Source organism: Bacillus sp. S3 (assembly GCF_005154805.1).
GTDB lineage: Bacteria > Bacillota > Bacilli > Bacillales > Cytobacillaceae > Neobacillus.
Window position 1 is genome coordinate 5,064,126 of the sequence record NZ_CP039727.1, and the last position, 19,460, is coordinate 5,083,585.

A 19,460-nucleotide genomic window follows, 5' to 3' on the forward strand; every position below is an offset into this window, starting at 1 on the left:
AAAAGTTCGCGAAACCACTACGTAGACAGGTTCTACTTCGACGTTCGTACCTAAAGTCCTCTCAAACATCCAAGTAGACGGGTTCTACTTCGATGTTCGTACCTAAAATTCACTCAAACATCCAAGTAGACGGGCTCTACTTCGACGTTCGTACCTAAAATTCACTCAAACATCCAAGTAGACGGGTTCTACTTCGACGTTCGTACCTAAAGTCCTCTCAAACATCAAAGTAGACAGGTTCTACTTCGATATTCGTTCAGACCAACTCAAAATCTTTCCAGTATCCTCTATAGAAAAACCCTTGATCTTTCTTAAAACTATCACTTTTCTATATGTATCTTTGATTTCACCTAACGCTTTATAAAGTTCATATGGGTCCTCTTTTATTTTAAAAATCTCTTCAGGCAATAGATTATTGTCTTTTTGTGAAAGAAAAAATTCTTTAAAGATTACGCTTGGCTTACGCTTTCTTAAAAAATCCACCGTTAGATTATGAGCAATACTAAATAACCATGTTTTTTCACTTGAGTGATTTTTAAATGAATCATAATATAAATATGCTTTAACAAACGTATCGTGGGTTAAATCTTCTGCTTGTTGATTGTCCTTAACCATCAATAATATAAAGGTTAAAATCGATTTACTATGTTGGTCATACCAATCTGTAATTTCTTCTTTTCTGTACTCTGACAACAAAATCCCCCCTCCTTTTCTTAATGTTCAATACTTAGACGTAATAACAAATCAAAAGTTGTGTTTTTAAATTTTTTCATTAAAATTTATCATTAAACATTCAGTGGTGCTTTACTACTAAACATATTTATCGAAAGTAAAATAAAGGGAATCTAGAACTTTTAAAATCAAACAATCAAAGATCCTCCAAGAAAGGGAATTGCGGCAATATGTAAATCGCTTGTGTATCAAATATTCATCTGAAGATTTAATGCCGGTATAGCCCCTGGGCAAATGGGAAACTTAATACAAACCATAAGATGGGGGATATCAAATGCAAAAAAGATTTTTAGTGAAACGACGTACCGGAAGATGGGTTTTGGGAAAGTATATAATGCAGCCCATACTGTGTTCGAGCGTGTTCATGATATCTTTGGGCGGGTTTACTATTCCAAGTAAAGCTATGTTCCAAGATTCCACTAGGAATAGCATAATCCAAACTTCCGCGGAATTACATAAGGATAGTCTTTATCAAAAGATTCAAGCCTACAATGAAGAGCATGAAATTAAGCCGATTGATGCAAAAGTTGACAGGGTCTGGAAGGCGATACCTGGGTACAATGGATTGCGTGTAAACAGTAAGGCTAGTTATAAAAAAATGAAAGCAGAAGGTACCTTTGACACAAACAAGATCGTTTATAAGGAAATACCGCCCAAAATCCATTTGGAAGATTTAGGTTCCGAACCGATTTACAGAGGTAACCCGCAAAAACCAATGGTTACCCTGCTAATCAATGTTGCCTGGGGTAACGAATACATCCCGTCCATTCTTAAAACCCTGAACGATTATCAGGTCAAGGCGACATTTTTCTTTGATGGCAGCTGGGTTAAAAAGAACCCTGATCTGGCTAAGATGATCAGTAAAGAAGGTCATGAAATTGGCAATCATGCATATAGCCATCCTGATCTCAAACAGCGCTCTAGGATGGAGACGTTGGAAGAGATTCAAAAAACGAATGATGTCATTGAGGAAACAGTAGGTATGAAACCGGTGTGGTTCACACCGCCAAGTGGAAGTTTTAATCAGATAACAGTGAATGTAGCCCATGAACTTAACATGAAGACCATTATGTGGACAGTTGATACGGTAGATTGGAGAAAACCTGCCACTTTAGAAATGGTTAGAAGGGTTGTGTCAAAGGTAGAAAATGGATCGATGGTTCTAATGCATCCTACGAAGCCCACGGCTGAAGGGATAGGAGCCATGATAACGGATATTAAAGCAAAAGGGTATAAACTCGGCACCGTCAGCGAACTTATGAGTGAGAGGCGCGTTAATTAACTTTTAAATAGAAGGCATCTATATGAGTAAAAAAAACGTAAGTGAACAAGAGTGGGTTTACAATTATCTACAAGGCAAGAAAAGCCCCTTACCTTTAGTTTTAGGCACAAGGGGCACTTGGGGTATAAATGGTAAAAAGGTTATTATCTTAATCGCTTTTACCATACCGGATATAATGGCTTTTAGAGACATGCATAATGTTGGGGAAAATCCAATCAGAAAAATGAAATATAAAGATGTCGTCTATTTTGCTGTAAATATAGTGGGCAAAAAACAAGTCGAATACCTTATGGACTATTGGAAGGACGATAATGGGACAATTAAATGGCCGGGACATATCCCAGCCAAAGGGATATTAAGTTATAATTCCTTCCTCTAGATTCCTCCATAAGTGATGGGCTTCCCTGGCAATATGTTCCAACAGATTTGGCGGGGAAGTTGTAACCGCCGCACATTTTTTGATTAGATCATCTAATTCTAACTTAAATGCTTCTAGATCCTTTGCCTCTTTTATAATCATATGATTAAATTGTGTTAAAACTGGCAGCATTTCATTGCGTGGTTTGCGTATCATCGTCTTTAACGCCTGCGCCTGTAATAGCAGCCGTTCAAACTTATGGGCCATCACCCTCACCTTTTCACGGAGTTCATAATTGGAGGCGTCTAAGTAATGCTCTATATAGATTAAATGATCCGCCATTTGTCTTAACCAAAATGTACTTTCGTGTATGGATGCATCCGCGGGTGAATATTGCCCGCCACCACTTAGTAACAGTTTGAAGATCCTCTGGGATTCTTCTGCTTCTCTTACCATATGATCGAGAAGTGAGGTAGGCGTTGAAATAATGACCTCGCAGTGTAAAGCTTTATCCATAGTATATGCGACTATACCATGATATTCGTGTACAGCTTGTTGCGCCTCATGAATTAATGTTCCGAGATCGGGCGCTTTCGCTTCTATCTTTTTAAGAACGGACCCCATACGTTGGGTTGAATGTTGGTTTGTACGGGCTAACTCAAGTTCATGATGGCTTATCTCCCTGTCAAAGAAAAGGCTGTGATCATAACTATTTCGTACCCAAAAATCAAGTATTCCATAGATATCTCTCTGGTAGTTGTCTGTATACCCCATAATCCCCACTCCTTTTCTTAGAAATTACGTTTCTAGTCGAATCAGTTCACTACCGTAACCGTTGGATCAACCTTACATCATCAAAATAAAACGGTGATTCAGTCCGATGGGTAAGATACAAATGTACCTTTTTTGTTACTCAAATAGATTGTATTCGCTCTTTGCGTCAATTATGCAGGGACATGGTACCAGCTGAGCGGGGGTCTGACACCTTTACAATCCGCGCTGTAAACCGTTGAGCCGGATTAACCTTCTTCATGTCTTCCCCATTCAGCCAGTCCCACTCATAGAATTCTCCGCCAATCTTATAAAGAATCTTTTCATCATCTTTCCTTGGCTGGGCTGCCATCCTTTCGTTGCACAAGGTATCATAATACAGATAGAACTTCTCTTTTAAGATTCCGTAAAAGTAGGCAATGGGCTTTCTGACGACGTTGGTAAACTTTAGTTTTCTGATTAATTGCCGAAAGGAATCAATGGCCAGATCAACGATGGTCTCTGTTTCATCATGGAGTTTATAGTCAAAAGCAAGAATATGAACCATACGCCAATAGTCTTCGATTACTTTCGCATCGTCGAAGAAACATTTAACAAATTCTGCAAAGGGCTTTGGTACACGGTTGCTCACAAAGGTATGGTCCAATGTAGACGGTTCTTCTTTACGTTTTTTTATCTTTTGATCTTTTTCAGTTTTTAAAAGATTAATAGTTTCTTTTGGGTGGTTCAGCGTTTGTTGTTTAGGTGGTTCACTGACCGGAAAACGATTGAACACATAGAGATTACTCGACTGGGAGCCGTTTGTGCGTTCCGTTTCATAGACCGTGAAAATCCCTACATCCTTCGCCTTCAGAATCATCCGTTTAAATGTCGAACGGGAAATGCCATTATTCCTGTACTCTTGATGGATCGCTTTTAACATCGTGCCAATCTTCGCATTGCACACGCCAGGAATTTTCGCAGCAAAACGAACCAGCCGCTTTAAGCCGACCAGCTCCCCTTTTGAAAAATCATTCTTATGCTCCAGCAGCCACCATTCCATATGTTGATTAAACTCTTGTAAACTCTCAAATTGCGAAAACTGTTCAAAGCCCTCAATGTTACCTGATTTCAAATTCATCATATTGTAACCGCCTTTCACCACCGCTAGTTTCCGTTTCCGGCACCTTTAAGATAGCGGGTTTGAGGGAAAGAATCGAACTCGTCAGTTTCACTTTTGAGGGCTATTTTTATACGATAACCATCATTTTCGCGTTCAAAAGTGAATTTTCGAAGGCAATTTTTGCATTTTTGTGTAGATTGGGGGTCAATTACATAGTTCAAGGAAGTTCCACAGGGACGGTTGCCATGGTCTTTTCATTCACTTTTCCTGTCCAAAAGAGCCACCAAAACCGTCCCCTTGGCACCAAAAAGTGTCATAGATTTGTCACAGAATCAGCACAAATTACGACATTTTTTTTGCTTTTCCTATTAGTATTTAAGTCCTATTTATTATATTATAGCCATATAGGGTTTTAATTACATATTTTAAAATATTTACCATTCACTCATAGTATTAACCAACTTCCATTGTTGAAAAATTCAATGCAGAAATCCCTAAGAGTACACACCATGTATAAATACACCGTCCTTACGTCATCTTGTTTATTCAAAATAGATTGGTACCACCTTAATTGAAAGAGCTGTTTATCGCTTGATAGCTGCTTATTTCTTTTAAAATTTCAATTCCTATCAAAGGAGGCGGGATGCCATGTAAGTAGATTAAAAAGGTGTGCCGAATACTAGAACGGACAGCAAGACAAATGGTTTTAGGTGAAATATTTGCTATGACGAAATAACCAATTAAGGGAAGTGAAGCAATGTTTTTGGAAAATAAGTATATAATTACTCCGGATTTTAATTTTATGGTTGGTCAATATGATCGGAATGCAAAGCTGTGTACAATTGTAACTGAGCGTAATAGAATATTTATTGTTGATCGATCCCCCTTAGAAATCCTAGATGATAGTATCAGATGTATTGGTTTCAATTTGAAAGGTGCAATGGAAACATCAAAGTTACTCCTTGGCGACAAACAAATGTGCCCTGTAATGGTTAATCCCATACATAAGATTGTTGTATTTCCTAATAAATCTGCTAAACACGCTGACACTATGTGGTTTAATCCGTGTAATATTTTAAGAACAAACACTTTTAATCGAAAAGCCAGGGTAGAGTTTAAGAATGGTTTGATTATTACGGTTCCTTCTAAGCTTTATTCCTTTAACCATAAACTGCAAACCGCAGACCAATTTAGAAACATCATGTCAGGGCAAGGAGACGACCCTTTTTCCAAATCGAAGGGTCCTAAAAAAGGGGCATAATCAACATGCAGCCGACAAGATTTCATTTCTTTTCTACTAAATTGCATGATAAATAACCAGGACGAGATGACTGCCACCTCGTCCTTCTTCATTTCATTCTACCAATCTCCCGATCTCTCCATTAGTTATGCTCTATACACCTTACTTCCGCCTCGAATCAAGTGCCGGGGCTCGAGAAAGAATAAAGGGGGAAAACGACCTTTATCCCTTCCACCATCAGACACTCTTCGACCATTCTCTTTAATTTTCTACATCAAACAAACGTTTATTTAAAACCGCTACACTCCTTGATATATACGCCTTCCTCTTATCCAATCGATTAAAAAGTTGCTAAAAGGTCCAAAAAAAAGGGGCGGAGTAGATTCCCCCCCATTATCACGAATCGACATCTTTTCGACCAAATTCCGTATATCCTTTATTAGGCAAACATTTGATTGAAACAGCAGCAATGTATTGGTAAATATGAATTTCCCCACCAATTCATATAAGTAACTTGTCGAGAAGTGCCGGGGGAATTTGCAGATTATTTTACGCTGACCCCACAGGCCTCATGACTACATTGAAGTTCTCTCCTTTTGTCTCCCCAGTCAAAATCAGAATGATCCTTGCCAGTTTAATCATTTTGATCACTAAGTGTTATCTCTTTCTAACAATTCGGGGGATTTTTTCAGTTCCCTTGGACGATTCTCATGGTTATTTTCACTTTCCTACCCCTTTTGAAAACTCTTATTTTTAATTAACTAAAAGCTCATGACCATCAGTAGTTTTTCGCCACATTTTATCTATAAAATTTTTAAATGTCACAGGATCCATTGGCTTAGCAATGTAATACCCTTGAATTTCATCACAACCCATCTGCTCTAACCCTCGAAGTTGCGACTCAGCCTCTACGCCTTCTGCCACCACTTTAAAGCCCAGTGAGTGTGCTAAGGAAATGATTGTATCAATTATAGCTGTATCTTGTTTGTTTATTAGAATTCCATTAATAAAGGACCTATCAATTTTAAGAAAATCTATAGGTAAAGATTTAACATAACTTAATGATGAATACCCCGTTCCAAAATCATCCAAAGAAATAGTAACCCCTATCCGTCTTAATTGCTCTAATTTGCGAATGGTTTCGTGTATATTGTTTAGTGCAATGGTTTCCGTCACTTCTAGATTTAGAAATTCAGGTGACAGGCTGCTCTCATTTAATATTTGTTCAATCATATTGACAAAATCATCTTGCAAAAATTGTTTGCCTGATATATTAACACAGACATGTATGGGAGTATAGCCGATTTCATTCCATTCAACAGTTTGTCTACATGCCTCTTTCAAAACCCATTTTCCAATTGAAGTAATGAGCCCTGTTTGTTCTGCGATTGGGATAAACTCAACGGGAGATATCGGTCCTAAAACAGAATCATTCCATCTTGTGAGGGCCTCCATACCCGTTATTTGATTTGCATTAATATTAAGTTTGGGTTGATAGTATATTTCAAGTTCCTTTTCTTGTAATGCCCTTTTTAATCTTTGTTCGAGAAGAAGCCTTCTATTTGCAATTTCCATAAATTCTGAAGAATATAGTTGATATTGGCCTCCACCGTATTCTTTAGCAAAGTGCAAGGCAGAACTTGCCTTTTGGATTGTATCTTCTAAAGAATCATCCTTCAGTACATGAGCAATACCAATGCTGGCAGCTATTCTAATTTCCTGCTTTTCTAGATAAAAGGATTTCGAGAATTCATCTAATAACCATTTGGAAAAATCCTCAGCTCGACTTATATTAGTGTTTGGCAAGAAAAGAATAAAATCATCTCCACCAGCACGAACCACTGTCCCCATGTGCTGTACTGTATTGATCAATCTCTTAGAAACCATTTTTAGCAATTGATCACCGATCTGATGTCCATAGGAGTCATTAATTAATTTAAAACGATCTAAATTAAAAAACATCATACAGGTCGGTATTCCATAGACTTTGGACTCATGGAATTCTCTTGTTAAATGATTATTTAAGTAATTCATATTGAAAAGTCCAGTTAACATATCGTGGTAGGATAAATATTCCAATTCAATTTTTTTCTCCTTAAGTTGATGGATAATTTCACTATTCTTTCGAACAAGTACCCCGACCGCAAAGGTAATAAAAATATTAACAAACAATAGCTCTGTAATCATGATCATTTCATGTTTTACGATACCACTTGGCTGGATTGATTCCACTAGTAGAATGATAATAGACCCTACTCCGGTAGTAATTACTCCATGGATTGTTCCCTTTTCTAAAACAAAAATTAATGTTGGAATAAGGTAAAATAGCCAAAGAATATTATGAAAATACTGATCCCCCGGGTCCCAAAAGTCTAGAAAGGCAGGAAAAAAATAAAACAATATAACCAACACTTGTTTTTTTAAAGAAATGTTGAAAATTCGACCTGATAATACATCGGACACTTTGTGCTCTTCTCCCTTATGAAACCTTATTTTATCAATCCACTTAACCCTATTACATCTTCATTAACGAAATAAGTAAAATTGCCTTTTCGAAAACTATACAAAAAACCATTCTGGGGACAGAATGGCCATTAGATTTTTTATATAAAAAATCAGAAAGTGGAAACCAGGCGATTATAGTAATAGAGCAACTCCGCCTGAAACTTTAGACCCAAATCTTTGTATCCTATTTCTTCAAAAAGTTTGCCTTTATCTGTAAAACATACCAAACTTTTTTATCATCAATAAAGAATTGTATGATATTTTCACCAAAAATACAATAAAATTCCGATTTTCTATATATTTCCCAAATCAAAACAAGACATGCGATGATCTTATTTCTAATGATGTTCCAAATTAATTAGAGGACGGGAAAAACCTCTAAGAAGGATTCTGAAAATAAGAAATAAGATATTTTTTCGATATCAGGACTATTTCAGTTTCTTTACTTCTATATTTACTTCAGTCATAGAAAGTGCAACCTTTTCTGCTTCTTTCCTTTGAATTTCAATACTTTCATTTAACTCCTTCGTTTGAATATCCACATTTTCAACCACTGTATTTACTTCTTGACCATACTTTGCCTGTTCCGCAGTGGCCGTGCTTATTTCTTCTACTCTTTCTTTTATATGGTTAATATTTTGAACAATTTCATTAGAAGTAAGAGATTGTTCCTTTGCCGCATTGGTTACAGAGCTAGATTGATTGGTAATTTCTTCAACAGCAGAGACAATTTCACGGCTGCCCTTTGCTTGTTCCGAGACAGCACTCGCAATTTGCTGGATCTCGCTATTGATGTGAACAACAGTATTCACAATCTCTTCAGCCGTAATCCTCTGTTCCTTAGTAGAATGAGTCATATCTTTTGTCTGGATTGCCACATCATCAACCGCTTTGGAAATGAGCTCACTTTGCCTTCTTTGTTCTGCTGTTGCTTCTGCAATTTGCTCCATTTCTTTTGATATTTGTACAATTCCTCCAACTATTTTTTTGACAGCTTGGTTTGTTTTATTCGCCAATTCATTTCCAATCTCTACCTTATTGGCCCCTTCCTTTATTGAGGCAACTGCCGCTCTTGATTCAGTTTGTATTCCTATGATCAGGCTTGTTATTTCTTTTGTTGCAGAGGCAGAACGTTCAGCTAGTTTACGAACTTCATTCGCCACCACCGCAAATCCCTTGCCATATTCACCTGCACGGGCAGCCTCAATTGCGGCATTTAGCGCTAACAGATTGGTTTGCTCAGCAATATCATCTATAACCTTGATAATGCTGCCTATCTCCTCTGAACTTTTTCCTAGGTTCTCCATTACATCACTCGCTTGATTAATCACCTGTGATATTTCTTTCATTCCATTTACTGTTTCATTGATAGAACTTGTGCCTGTTTCTGCATCTTTTTTAACAGAATAACTTAATTGATTAACGGTATGTACACTATGGGCAACCTGCTCGATTGAAGCAACCAATTCCGCAACCGAATCAGCAGAATTTTTTGCTGTAGCCGTTAATCTGATTGCTGTTTCATTAACCCCTTTTATGGAACCGCCCATTTCTTCAATCGCTGCTGAAATCTCTTCTACACTTGTGCTTACAGACCCCGTATTACCGGCTACATGATTGATAGATGCCATCATTTCCTCAATTGCTGCAGAAGATTGTTCAGCAGCGGCAGCTAAATGGGTTGCATTATCGGCGACAATATGGATGGAAACACTCATTTGTTCGATAGCCGCTGAAATTTCTTCTACACTGGAGGCAGTCTCATTGGTGTTCCCGGCCACCTGTTGAATGGAGGCAACTAACTCAATCACTGATTGTTTTGCTTGACCCATTGCTGCATCTAATTCTTCTGAACTTTTAGCAGTATGGTTAATGGTTCTTTTAATCTCATTAACGGAAGTAGCGGTCCTACCGATATTTACTTCAACTGCCAAAACAGTTTTACGAATAAGTGTCGTCATGAAAAATGAAATCAGAAGACTTAAAATAATTCCAATAACCGAAATACCCAATATCTCATAGGTTGAATAATTTATATTACTCTCAGCATCCTTTAGAGATGCGTCATTATATTTGTGAGTTTTTTCGGTAAAATTGTCTAGGTATATAGATGCTTGGTTTCCATAAGAGACCAACTCACCCGTCTTTTTCTTGATACCATCGGTATTATTACTTTGTACTTCTTCATAAAAGGAGGGAAGAATGGAAACGTACTTTTCAAAGTTTTTTTCAAATTCATCAACTAATTTTTTACTTTCATCTGGGAGCCATAACTTTTTTACTTCCTTAATATCCTTTTTGATCTGTTCAGTGCTTTCGTTAGTCAATTTCACCAACTGTGCTTTATCACTTTCTTCGAGATAAGGATCAAATGCCTGCCTAACAGTTAGTAAACGCACGCGGTTTAACTCTTCATTCATTTCTCCTATCAATTCAGCCTTTGAGAGTTGTGTTTTACCTATAAAGTTAATATCCTCCTCTAAAATATTTATATTTCTTAGAGATAAAAATGATAATAGTACAAACATTAAGATGATGAGAATAAAACTTCCCCATAATTTCATATTCATCGATACTTTTTTTAACATTATTTTTTCTCCTTTTAAGTTTTGCTATTTCAAATTAAATTCTTTAATAATCTACTAATCTCAAATTTTTCTCGTAATGCTTCCATCCTAAAGAGCTGCGTTTTAGATTTTGGCTTTTTTAGATTCCCCCCTTACCTTTATGTGGAATTTGTAAGAATGTAGACAAAACAAAAAGCCCCTGGTTTCTCTCAGAAGGCACGAATTAAGGGGTACTAAAAACCCATTAGATGCTGTCTTCTAGACTATTGTGATGATGTTAAAATATAATGTATCTCATACATAATTTTAATCAAATATTCAATCATTAAAGTTAAGGTTAGCACTATTGAATGATTATTAATGTGATTATTCTTACAAACAGGGTAAATATTCACAAATTGTCGATTTTTGTCTATAGTTCTTAACGACTATTATGAGGCTTTATTTTAGGGAGGTAAAGTGAAGAATCTTTCCGTGCTTTTTTGACGACGCAACAAATATGTTTTATTGCTGATGAACCGCCATCAAACCGCAGGGTAGCTTTTTATGGTATTTCTTATTTTTCGTGCAAAAAAATTCCAGCGGATCTGTCCCCTTGGTCCACTTCAATAAGCGGAGACGCAGGGGCGCTTGTATGTAGTGCAGACAATTTTTATTATGAATAGGTATTGTAAAGGCCTTTATTTTTCTGCTATATGATGTTTGTCCAATCGACTTTTGTCTGCCGAAATATATATGTATAGAGGGATTTTCCTCGAAAAATCAAAAAAGGTGGTGGAAAATATGGGCTATGGATATGGCGGAGGTTATGGCGGCGGCAGCAGCTTTGTTTTAATCGTTGTATTGTTCATTCTCCTTATCATTGTAGGAGCTTCTTTTATGGGCGGCTACTGATTTGCTATGAATAAAGGGACAGGCTAGTTATGCTGTCCCTTTGTTTATTGGGTTCCGAGATGACAGGAGCATGAAGTCTACGTCTGAGCCATGAAATATATCTAAGGTTCGATTATTACAGTCGTTACTTTCCGGCGGCTTTAGGCAAACCATTAATTTTATTTAACAGTATGATTTTTGTCCAAACCCTCCTTGTTTTTGAACGTATACATAGTTAGAAAGGACTTTCTAAAACCCATCATCATTTATCTTATGAGAGGAAGGGGAAATTGGTGGAGGAGAACGACCATAAAGGAAAACAAGGTCTACATGGTGAAATGGATCCTTTTTCAAGATTTCTGTTTGGGAACAGACACCATAGAGAAACTTACAAAGAAGACGAAAATAATTCAGAAGAACAAAGTGAACACTTATCATTTTCCCATAACAGATCGAATCGGATCGATCATTGGCTTTTTGGACCTAGGAGAACAGAACAGGACGGTACTCTAAGTAATCAAAATCAAGTAGAGAATCCCCCTAATAATTTGGATTTTGAATTGCTTATGGAAACGATCGATATGTTTATCGAAACTTCTAATCAATATAAACCATTATTTAAGAAAATCCCCCTTTTCTTTAATCAACTTATTAAAGAGTTTAAAACCAAATGATTCTAGAAAACGAGAAAACCACCCACTGCCGGGATAAGCAGATGGGTGGGGGCAGTTGCATGGCGAAGTGTTAGCGGACTTCGCTTTTTTATTTAGCTGGGATTGGATCCAGAATAATTATTTGCACTTATACCTTAGTATTATTAAATGACAACCTCAAGAATGTTTAACCCACTCTTTAAATAATTAGCCAATGGCATTTTAAAAGACTGGCAAAATATCAACATTTAACTGCGATTTTATGAGTAAGGGCCTGAACCCGCTTGCTGTCACCTTCTAGACCATGTTCATCCCATTTATCTCCCATAGGTCGCTAATGCTGTTTTTTTACCATGTAAAATTACAGCTTTTACCGCTTTCTTTGCCCACTGTCTTGACAGATCATCGGTACCACCGGCCTTATAGTGGAAATTTCTAATCAGAAATTCCCCGAAATAACATCTTGCTTTGATTTTACCACTATTAATTTGAGCCTCTAATGCAGCATCGATCGCTTTACAGGCTGTGTACTCTAACACCCCGTCATAATCCAATAGCCAGTGTTCGTTTGAGACATCACAATCCATAATTGCTTGGACCACACCATTAATATAATCCCGTTCCCCTTTTTGCAGAATCATCGTTTTAGCCATCATTTTAGCCATTGAAAAACCACCTTTATTGAAATACTTCATTTATTCTTTAAAGGTCAGCCCATTCTCCTCTATTCTTATAGGAATGTTAAAAAGTGTTCATAATTTGCGGCAGAAATTGTCACAAGTTAGTATCATTCTATCTGAATCTGTGCCCGGTACCGAAACTTATTTAATGTTGAAACCTATTCATTTACATCAATTGATCCTAATCACATTTCAAGCTGCGTAACGAAAAAGCAAAAAATTATCTCTGATCTAATAAAAAGAGCTAGGGGGTGCTTAGCTCTTTTTATGGTCAGATTTTACATGAGTTAACGTGATGACAAAAATTTAGTCTTATATCAAATAAATATATTAGGAATCCCTTTGAAATGGTAATATAGTATCATCTGTATGATATTCCCATAGTTGTTTGAAGAATATTACTACAAGTAATTTTTAATAAAGGTGTATAACATATGAGTGATGATTTCAAAAGAAAGCTGCCCACTAATAACCCGGGTAAGATGAAGGCATTTTCTGTATCTACTAGAAAAGTAGACGATAAAAATACCGTTTCAAAAGAAAAACCTAAAAAGAAAATAATTAGTTTAAATAGTAGATTGGGGCTCTGGAGTTACACGGTTGGAGTACTGAGTCTCGGTTTTACTGTCGGGTATCCTGTTGGAAGTAATAGCACGCCATCAGATTCCGAATTAATCAATCAGGTAAGTTATTATAAAAAAGAAAATCTCAAGTATAAAAGTGAAAATGAAATCCTTAACGACCAAATAAAACTTAGTAAAAAGGCAAACGATGAAGTAAATGTGAAATTAAAGAATAGTGATTCTGAAAATGCAACATTGACTGAACAATTAAATATGGCTAAAAATCAATTACAACAAAAGGAAGAGGAGCTTCAAATAAAAAATAGCAACAATAAAAACACTTCCTTAGAAAGTCCATCTTCAACCGGTCCAACCTATCAAGAAAGCGAAATCGCATTGAATCAAACAGTTAATTACTTGAATAATGAAGTCTATGTATCAGTTAGTTATATTGGGCTAAACACGGCAGACATAACGGTTGGATCAACGGGCTATGATTCTGATAAAAGAAGAAGTTATTCGACAGGCGACCAATTCGTCTATCAAGCAGCTAGTAAATACGAGATACGAATTACTCATATTAATTCTCGTGAAGATAAAATCAAGGTTCAGGTATCAAAAGTAAAATAAAGAGTATATCGTACAAAATCGCTAACGCGACTTCATCCACGTCCCGAGTGAAGCTTATTCACTTGGGATATTCCTCGCTCGACATATAGTGCCATTACAAAAAGGACAGACCACTTCCACTTCTTCATTTTCTTCCAAATCAAAATGAAACTCTTCAACTCCATATTCAGGAACCTCGTCTTCTTCACCACAATCGATACATTTAAAAATCAACATTTTTATTTCCTCATTCAAACCAAATGGGTCATCCTTATCTAACGATTCCATTCAATCTTCCATAAAATCCGGGTGGTGACAGGCACCCGAATTAAATAAACAGCTTTATTATTTCTGCATATGTTGTTTTATTTTTAGAATCACAAATTCGAAATTGCCTTTAGAAGCACTCAAGGCATAAGCTAGGGGTTTGCCGCTGCGCTCGATAAAAAATTATCGATGCGTGACAGACATCTTAAGTTTAATATATAATACTTTTTTAAAGGCAAACTCACTGAAAGGTGACGACGCAAAGCTATAGGGGCTTCTGTCATTGGACCTGCCAGCCAGCTACCATCAAATGAAAAAGGGGAATTTTTTGATGTCAAAAAGTATGTGGAACACACCTGAAGAGGTACTGAGAAAGAAGAAAATGAAGAAGAACCTACTTTATATTTCAATAATACTTGGCACAGTCATACTTAGTGTAGCAGTGACGGTACTCGCGAACTCAATATAGAATGGTGGTGACCGGTATCTTATTGACAGTGAACCGAAATTCACTGGCCCCAGTCATGGCATTCTACAGATAACTGATTGTGGAGTTATCCCTTTTAATTTGGAATATTTTTGTTTATAATGGATATATAATAAAGAGAGAAGAGCTGCTAACTCTTCTCTCTTGCAACCTCTACCGTCAGGGTGATGGTTGTCATAGTTAGTTATTTGCGAGAACCACCCTTTTGCTTGCGACGGCGTAGGGCGGTTTTCTTGTTTTCTAGAATGTTTTTCCGAAAGATAAAAGCAGCGGTTTCCCGCATGACTCCTTTCAGAATTTCTCGTAGCATTTCAAGAAATGTTTCCATGATTATCACCTCCTCCCCGAAAAGGAAAGAAGAGCGACAACCAACCACCCTAACAATATTCAGTTGCAACCCTATTCTATCATTTTCCGCAAATATAAAAACCTATCAATCTTCGACAAAATTCGAGTGGTGACAGGCACCGGTATTTACCCCCATGATAAAAGGCTAAACCAATAAGAAATTGGTTTAGCCTTGTTAGGTTAGCGCTGCTTACCCGGGTATTGCCAAACACCCGAAGCTCTTATTAGGTCGCGATAAATGACCAGTGTTTCGTCTTTGGTAACGTTGTGGGCATCTTCGACGGTTGGGTAGTCCAGGTAAACCACATTTGTGAATGCCCGGTTGCTATTTTTTGCATTCATTTTATCGTAAAAGTGACTTGCTTCTGTAAAGATCGTGAGTGCTCTTCTCATATGGCTTGCGCTTGTCACGAGCGTGACATCCTTCAAGCCTTCGTTTTCAAGGATGGCGGTTGAGAAGAAGGCATTTTCAACTGTGTCTGTTGATTTATCCTCTGTTAAAATCCGTTCCGCCTCTATTCCTTTGGAAACGAGCCATTCCTTCATTAATTTCGCTTCTGTATTGCCCTGTTTCGGTACACCGCCGGTAACGATGATTTTGGAATTTGGATAGATGTTTGCTGCGGCAAGACCGGCTTTTAAGCGCTCAATTAATGGCTCTCTCATGGTTCCATCATCCGCTAGTGCATATCCAAGAATCACGATGGCGTGGTTGTTCTGCGGTAAATTTCCTGGAACTTCCGTGTTTAATGTGCTTTTCATCATCGTTTCTGTGGCAGAGAATTTTTCAAGATATTCATTGGTTTTGTGGGCATCCAACCGTTTTAAATGGGAGATTGCCGTTTTATAAGCCTTTTCATCCCCATTTACTTTGGAATAAACCCCGTGTAGCAGCTGCGCGTTATAATTGTCAGGGTCTAAATTCAAGATCTGTTGGTAGGTCTTTAATGCTTCCGGGATTTTTTTCTGGATGATTTGCGTGGATGCGAGTGAGAATTTGAGATCCACATCATGAGGGTCTAGTTTGACTGCCTCATTATAGGCTGCTTCGACTACATCATATTTGCCTTTTAGGGTAATGCCTTTAAAAATTTCTTCTTCCGCCTGTTTAAGGTCGCCGCCATGCCAGTAATAGTACATGGCGATATCTTCTAGCTGATTGATTCGATAGGATGTGGGTTCATCCGTTTTAATTGGGGCAATAACCGGATTCGGATTCGTTTGCTCAGCCGTTTTTAAATCAGGTGCTGCTAAAGCGGATGATAATGTGATGGTCCCGCATAAAGCAAGGATCAAGCCCAGTTTGCTTTTCATCTTTTTCATGAAATCTCTCCTCAAAAAATTTTAGTTTCCATTAATATATGGAGCGGACCGATCTAATTCAATGTCGAACATGATTTCCTTTCACAAACGGAAGCTACGAAGCCGTTAAGATTTGGTTTGATACGCCCCCTTTCAGTTTAGATTCTCTAGGTGAATGTCTTGGTGGAATATATTGAAAAAGCATAAAGCTTGTTCAAATGGAGAGTGGGATTAGATGAAAATTAAGAACAACAACAAAAAGGCAGGGGAGCACGATGAAAAGGCCTGTCCTTCTCAAACGTGCCGCCCTGCCTGATCGAATCAGTAACATGCGTATCACTGATTACGGCCAATGAAATGTACCACCTATGACATTCTATTTACCACTTAATGACAAGAAATGTACCAGTAAATGACAAGTTGTTTACCACTATGCCTTCTGTATAATTAGTGAGCACACCTTCGGGTGTGTCATTATTATTCAGGAGGTATTTTTGTATGATTCATTATCGAAAGATATTGGAATTACATGATGAGGGTATCAGCCTTAGAGGCATTGCATCAAGTACTGGTCATTCTCGTCAAAAAGTAACAGAGATCATCGGCCTTGCCGAAAAGAAGGGGTTAGTATGTCCGTTAGAGGAAGAAATGACGGATAAATGGATCGAGGAATTTCTTTTTCCTGAGAAGACATTGGAAGCTTCAGGTCGACACCCCTTGAATTTTGACTATATTCATGAAGAGTTGGCAAAGCCCAATGTGACGCTTTCACTTCTCCACCATGAATATGAAGCTGAATGTAGAGCGAATCAAAAGATTCCATACTCTTATCGAAGTTTTTTGCGTCATTACAGCAAATATGCAGATAAGTACAAAGCTACTTTGCGAATTCGCAGAAAACCAGGTGAAATCATGGAAGTCGATTGGGCGGGTTCTACAGCTTTCATCATTGATAGAGATACTGGAGAGAAGGTAAAAGCCTATGTGTTCGTTGCGACCCTACCGTGCAGCCAATTTTCATACGCAGAAGCAAGCTTGTCTATGGATTCGCATTCATGGATTACACTTCACAATAATGCGTATAAGTATTTCGGTGGCACGACTCAAATTGTAGTTCCAGACAACCTAAAAACGAGCGTTACGAAGCATACGACCCGTGAATTGATATTAAATCCTGCTTACAAAGAGATGGCGGACTACTACAACACTGTCGTCATGCCGGCGAGAGTGCGTACCCCGAAAGATAAAGCTAGTGTAGAAGGTTCAGTTGGAGTTATCTCTACCTGGATTATTGCTGCATTAAGAAATATGCATTGCTTCACGATTGATGAATTGAACGAAGAGGTTAGGAAGAAACTAGATGAGTTTAATAAAAGACCCTTCACTCGGAAAAAAGGTTCCCGTTTGTCTGCATTTGAAGAAGAGGAGAAATTTGCGCTTTCTCCCCTCCCAACAGTACCATATAAATTGTCTGAATGGAAAAAGACAACTGTAGCCCCTGACTATCACGTTTCTTTCGATAGCATGTTTTATTCGGTACCATACGAATATATCAATCGAGAAGTCGAGGTTAGAGTGTCTGATAACCTCATAGAAGTATTTTTTAACCATATGAGAATTGCCTCTCATAAACGATTATATGGGAAATTTGGACAGACTGCCACTATTCACGACCATATGCCAGATAATCACAAATTATTCGTTGATCAAACCCCAGAAGCTGCGATTGAATGGGCAGAAAATATCGGAGAATCAACATTAAGTGTAATTCGATATCTTCTAGATACTTCACAGACAGAGAAGCTAGCCCTACAATCCATATTTTCTTTGAAAAAGTTTGAGCGTCGTTACACAAAATATGAAATTGAACGTGCTTGTAAAATGGTACTCTCAATGACTAAAAGACCGACGGTCAAAAGTATTCAAACGCTATTGAAGACCAACAAAAAGAATGACGCAGAACAAGAATTGAAAAGGAAAACAGAAATCAACAAAAACAATTATGGCTTTACACGTGGAGCTTCATATTATGGGGGAACGGATAAATGATGAATGAACAAACATTAACCAAATTAATCGAAATGAAATTAAGTGGGATGGCAGAAGCCTATAAGGAACAAGCAGCGAATAAAGAGTTTCAAAAAATGACTTTTGAAGATCGATTTAGTTTACTTGTCGATTTAGAACATGCCCGCCGAAAGAGTAATAAGCTTCAACGGTTAATCAAAACTGCGACTTTTCTCAACTCCAATGCATGTATTGAAGACCTAGAGTATCATGAGGATCGAAGATTAAATAAAGAGTTGATTTTGAAGTTGGCTAGTTGTGCTTATATCCTTGATAGTCACAATATTATATTAAAAGGACCTACCGGTTCAGGAAAGTCATTCTTAGCTTCTGCCTTCGGAGTATCTGCTTGTAGACAATTTTTCAACGTCAAATACATTCGTTTACCAGAATTACTGGATGAGCTGTCACTCGCTAAATTGGCAGCAGACGGCAGCTATCGAAAGAGTATAAAAAAATATACGAAAGTAGACCTACTTATCCTAGATGAATGGCTTTTAACAGATTTAACAACGGATGAAGCTGCAATCCTTTTGGAAATTACAGAAGCTCGTCATAAGGTTGGTTCCACAATTTTCTGTTCACAGATTGATCCTAGTGGATGGCATTTAAAGCTTGGAAACGAAACGATTGCGGAAGCAATTTTAGATCGCATTATTCATGACTCTTATCAAATTCTACTAGACGGTGAAGTTTCAATGCGTGAGCGTCATGGATTAGGCAGGTAACCATATATATGACCACATTGACTATAAAAGAGATTCAGAAAATTGAAGAATACTATTATTGGGCAAGTTTCAAAAGCTGGATTCCTTTCCCAAAGGAACTAAATGAAAAGCTTCTAGAGGTATATGGGGAGGAACCTATTCCATATACCTGGACTGAGCAAGATATTTATGAGGGATCTAGAAAGATAATCTTCAATCATTTCAGTAACTACTCTAAGTAATTAATCAACAATAAAAGCCCTACAAGATTCCTAGTTGTTAATCTGTAGGGCATTTTTATCCAATGGTAAATGTGTTGGCGTAGCCTGGTAAATTCCTTGGCGAAA

The 19,460-nt window shown here is 37.5% G+C and carries 17 protein-coding genes, 1 pseudogene and 2 riboswitches; of the genes and pseudogenes, 8 read left to right on the forward strand and 10 right to left on the reverse strand.

Annotation, left to right across the window (positions count from 1 at the left end; genetic code table 11):
* Positions 1-240: 240 nt before the first annotated feature.
* A complete protein-coding gene (locus FAY30_RS24215; protein ID WP_149872241.1) occupies positions 241-693 on the reverse strand; it encodes an RNA polymerase sigma factor in 453 nt (150 codons plus the stop codon).
* A 373-nt stretch (positions 694-1,066) separates the two neighbouring features.
* Here FAY30_RS24215 and FAY30_RS24220 point away from each other — a divergent pair, with 373 nt between their 5' ends.
* Both FAY30_RS24220 and FAY30_RS24225 read left to right on the forward strand, forming a co-directional pair.
* Entirely contained in the window at positions 1,067-2,014 is a 948-nt protein-coding gene (locus FAY30_RS24220) for a polysaccharide deacetylase family protein (protein ID WP_149872854.1), read from the forward strand.
* 22 nt (positions 2,015-2,036) lie between these two features.
* Positions 2,037-2,393, forward strand: coding sequence for a hypothetical protein (locus FAY30_RS24225; protein ID WP_149872242.1), 357 nt, complete (start codon positions 2,037-2,039; stop codon positions 2,391-2,393).
* Here the strand turns inward: FAY30_RS24225 and FAY30_RS24230 are convergent.
* On the reverse strand, positions 2,370-3,146 hold the full coding sequence (locus FAY30_RS24230) for a DUF2935 domain-containing protein (RefSeq protein ID WP_149872243.1): 777 nt from the start codon (positions 3,144-3,146) through the stop codon (positions 2,370-2,372). The two genes, FAY30_RS24225 and FAY30_RS24230, sit on opposite strands and share 24 nt — an antisense overlap.
* A 166-nt stretch (positions 3,147-3,312) precedes the next feature.
* Positions 3,313-4,266 (reverse strand): GNAT family N-acetyltransferase, encoded by a 954-nt coding sequence (locus FAY30_RS24235; RefSeq protein ID WP_223820842.1) that lies wholly within the window; start codon positions 4,264-4,266, stop codon positions 3,313-3,315.
* A gap of 736 nt (positions 4,267-5,002) precedes the next feature.
* Between FAY30_RS24235 and FAY30_RS24240 the strand changes: the two genes are divergently transcribed.
* Positions 5,003-5,506: a competence protein ComK gene (locus FAY30_RS24240; RefSeq protein ID WP_149872244.1), complete on the forward strand. Its 504-nt coding sequence runs from the start codon at positions 5,003-5,005 to the stop codon at positions 5,504-5,506.
* Positions 5,507-6,238: 732 nt separating this feature from the next.
* Here FAY30_RS24240 and FAY30_RS24245 read toward each other — a convergent pair.
* The 3 genes and pseudogenes from FAY30_RS24245 to FAY30_RS28135 form a co-directional block, all read right to left on the reverse strand.
* Positions 6,239-7,948 carry a putative bifunctional diguanylate cyclase/phosphodiesterase gene (locus tag FAY30_RS24245; RefSeq protein ID WP_149872245.1) on the reverse strand — a complete coding sequence of 570 codons (1,710 nt, stop codon included), beginning with the start codon at positions 7,946-7,948 and terminating at the stop codon, positions 6,239-6,241.
* A gap of 158 nt (positions 7,949-8,106) precedes the next feature.
* Positions 8,107-8,206, reverse strand: a riboswitch (cyclic di-GMP riboswitch).
* A gap of 212 nt (positions 8,207-8,418) precedes the next feature.
* Positions 8,419-9,951, reverse strand: a complete 1,533-nt coding sequence (locus FAY30_RS24250) for a methyl-accepting chemotaxis protein (RefSeq protein WP_411675510.1) — start codon at positions 9,949-9,951, stop codon at positions 8,419-8,421.
* Positions 9,952-10,146: 195 nt separating this feature from the next.
* Positions 10,147-10,578: pseudogene (locus tag FAY30_RS28135) on the reverse strand (MCP four helix bundle domain-containing protein); the annotation flags it as partial.
* 762 nt (positions 10,579-11,340) lie between these two features.
* On the opposite strand from FAY30_RS28135, the gene FAY30_RS24255 reads away from it, so the two are divergent.
* Positions 11,341-11,451: a YjcZ family sporulation protein gene (locus tag FAY30_RS24255; RefSeq protein ID WP_149872855.1), complete on the forward strand. Its 111-nt coding sequence runs from the start codon at positions 11,341-11,343 to the stop codon at positions 11,449-11,451.
* A 272-nt stretch (positions 11,452-11,723) separates the two neighbouring features.
* A complete protein-coding gene (locus FAY30_RS24260) occupies positions 11,724-12,104 on the forward strand; it encodes a hypothetical protein (protein WP_149872247.1) in 381 nt (126 codons plus the stop codon).
* Positions 12,105-12,400: 296 nt separating this feature from the next.
* Here FAY30_RS24260 and FAY30_RS24265 read toward each other — a convergent pair whose 3' ends face one another.
* Positions 12,401-12,748 (reverse strand): hypothetical protein, encoded by a 348-nt coding sequence (locus FAY30_RS24265; protein ID WP_149872248.1) that lies wholly within the window; start codon positions 12,746-12,748, stop codon positions 12,401-12,403.
* 449 nt (positions 12,749-13,197) lie between these two features.
* Between FAY30_RS24265 and FAY30_RS24270 the strand changes: the two genes are divergently transcribed.
* Positions 13,198-13,956, forward strand: coding sequence for a hypothetical protein (locus FAY30_RS24270; protein WP_149872249.1), 759 nt, complete (start codon positions 13,198-13,200; stop codon positions 13,954-13,956).
* Positions 13,957-14,010: 54 nt separating this feature from the next.
* Here the strand turns inward: FAY30_RS24270 and FAY30_RS24275 are convergent, their stop codons facing one another.
* The 3 genes from FAY30_RS24275 to FAY30_RS24280 all read right to left on the reverse strand — a co-directional run bounded on the left by FAY30_RS24275 (position 14,011) and on the right by FAY30_RS24280 (position 16,360).
* On the reverse strand, positions 14,011-14,223 hold the full coding sequence (locus FAY30_RS24275) for a hypothetical protein (protein WP_149872250.1): 213 nt from the start codon (positions 14,221-14,223) through the stop codon (positions 14,011-14,013).
* Between the two features lie 203 nt (positions 14,224-14,426).
* Positions 14,427-14,510, forward strand: a riboswitch (cyclic di-GMP riboswitch).
* Between the two features lie 363 nt (positions 14,511-14,873).
* Positions 14,874-15,017, reverse strand: a complete 144-nt coding sequence (locus FAY30_RS27360) for a hypothetical protein (protein WP_190284760.1) — start codon at positions 15,015-15,017, stop codon at positions 14,874-14,876.
* A gap of 200 nt (positions 15,018-15,217) precedes the next feature.
* On the reverse strand, positions 15,218-16,360 hold the full coding sequence (locus FAY30_RS24280) for an ElyC/SanA/YdcF family protein (protein WP_149872251.1): 1,143 nt from the start codon (positions 16,358-16,360) through the stop codon (positions 15,218-15,220).
* 477 nt (positions 16,361-16,837) lie between these two features.
* Here FAY30_RS24280 and istA point away from each other — a divergent pair, with 477 nt between their 5' ends.
* Together istA and istB are read left to right on the forward strand one after the other, a co-directional pair.
* Positions 16,838-18,388 (forward strand): IS21 family transposase, encoded by a 1,551-nt coding sequence (gene istA / locus FAY30_RS24285; RefSeq protein ID WP_149872252.1) that lies wholly within the window; start codon positions 16,838-16,840, stop codon positions 18,386-18,388.
* Complete coding sequence (gene istB, locus FAY30_RS24290; RefSeq protein ID WP_190284761.1) at positions 18,385-19,134, forward strand: IS21-like element helper ATPase IstB; 750 nt, start codon at positions 18,385-18,387, stop codon at positions 19,132-19,134. Before istA ends, istB begins: the two co-directional genes overlap by 4 nt.
* Positions 19,135-19,460: the final 326 nt, after the last annotated feature.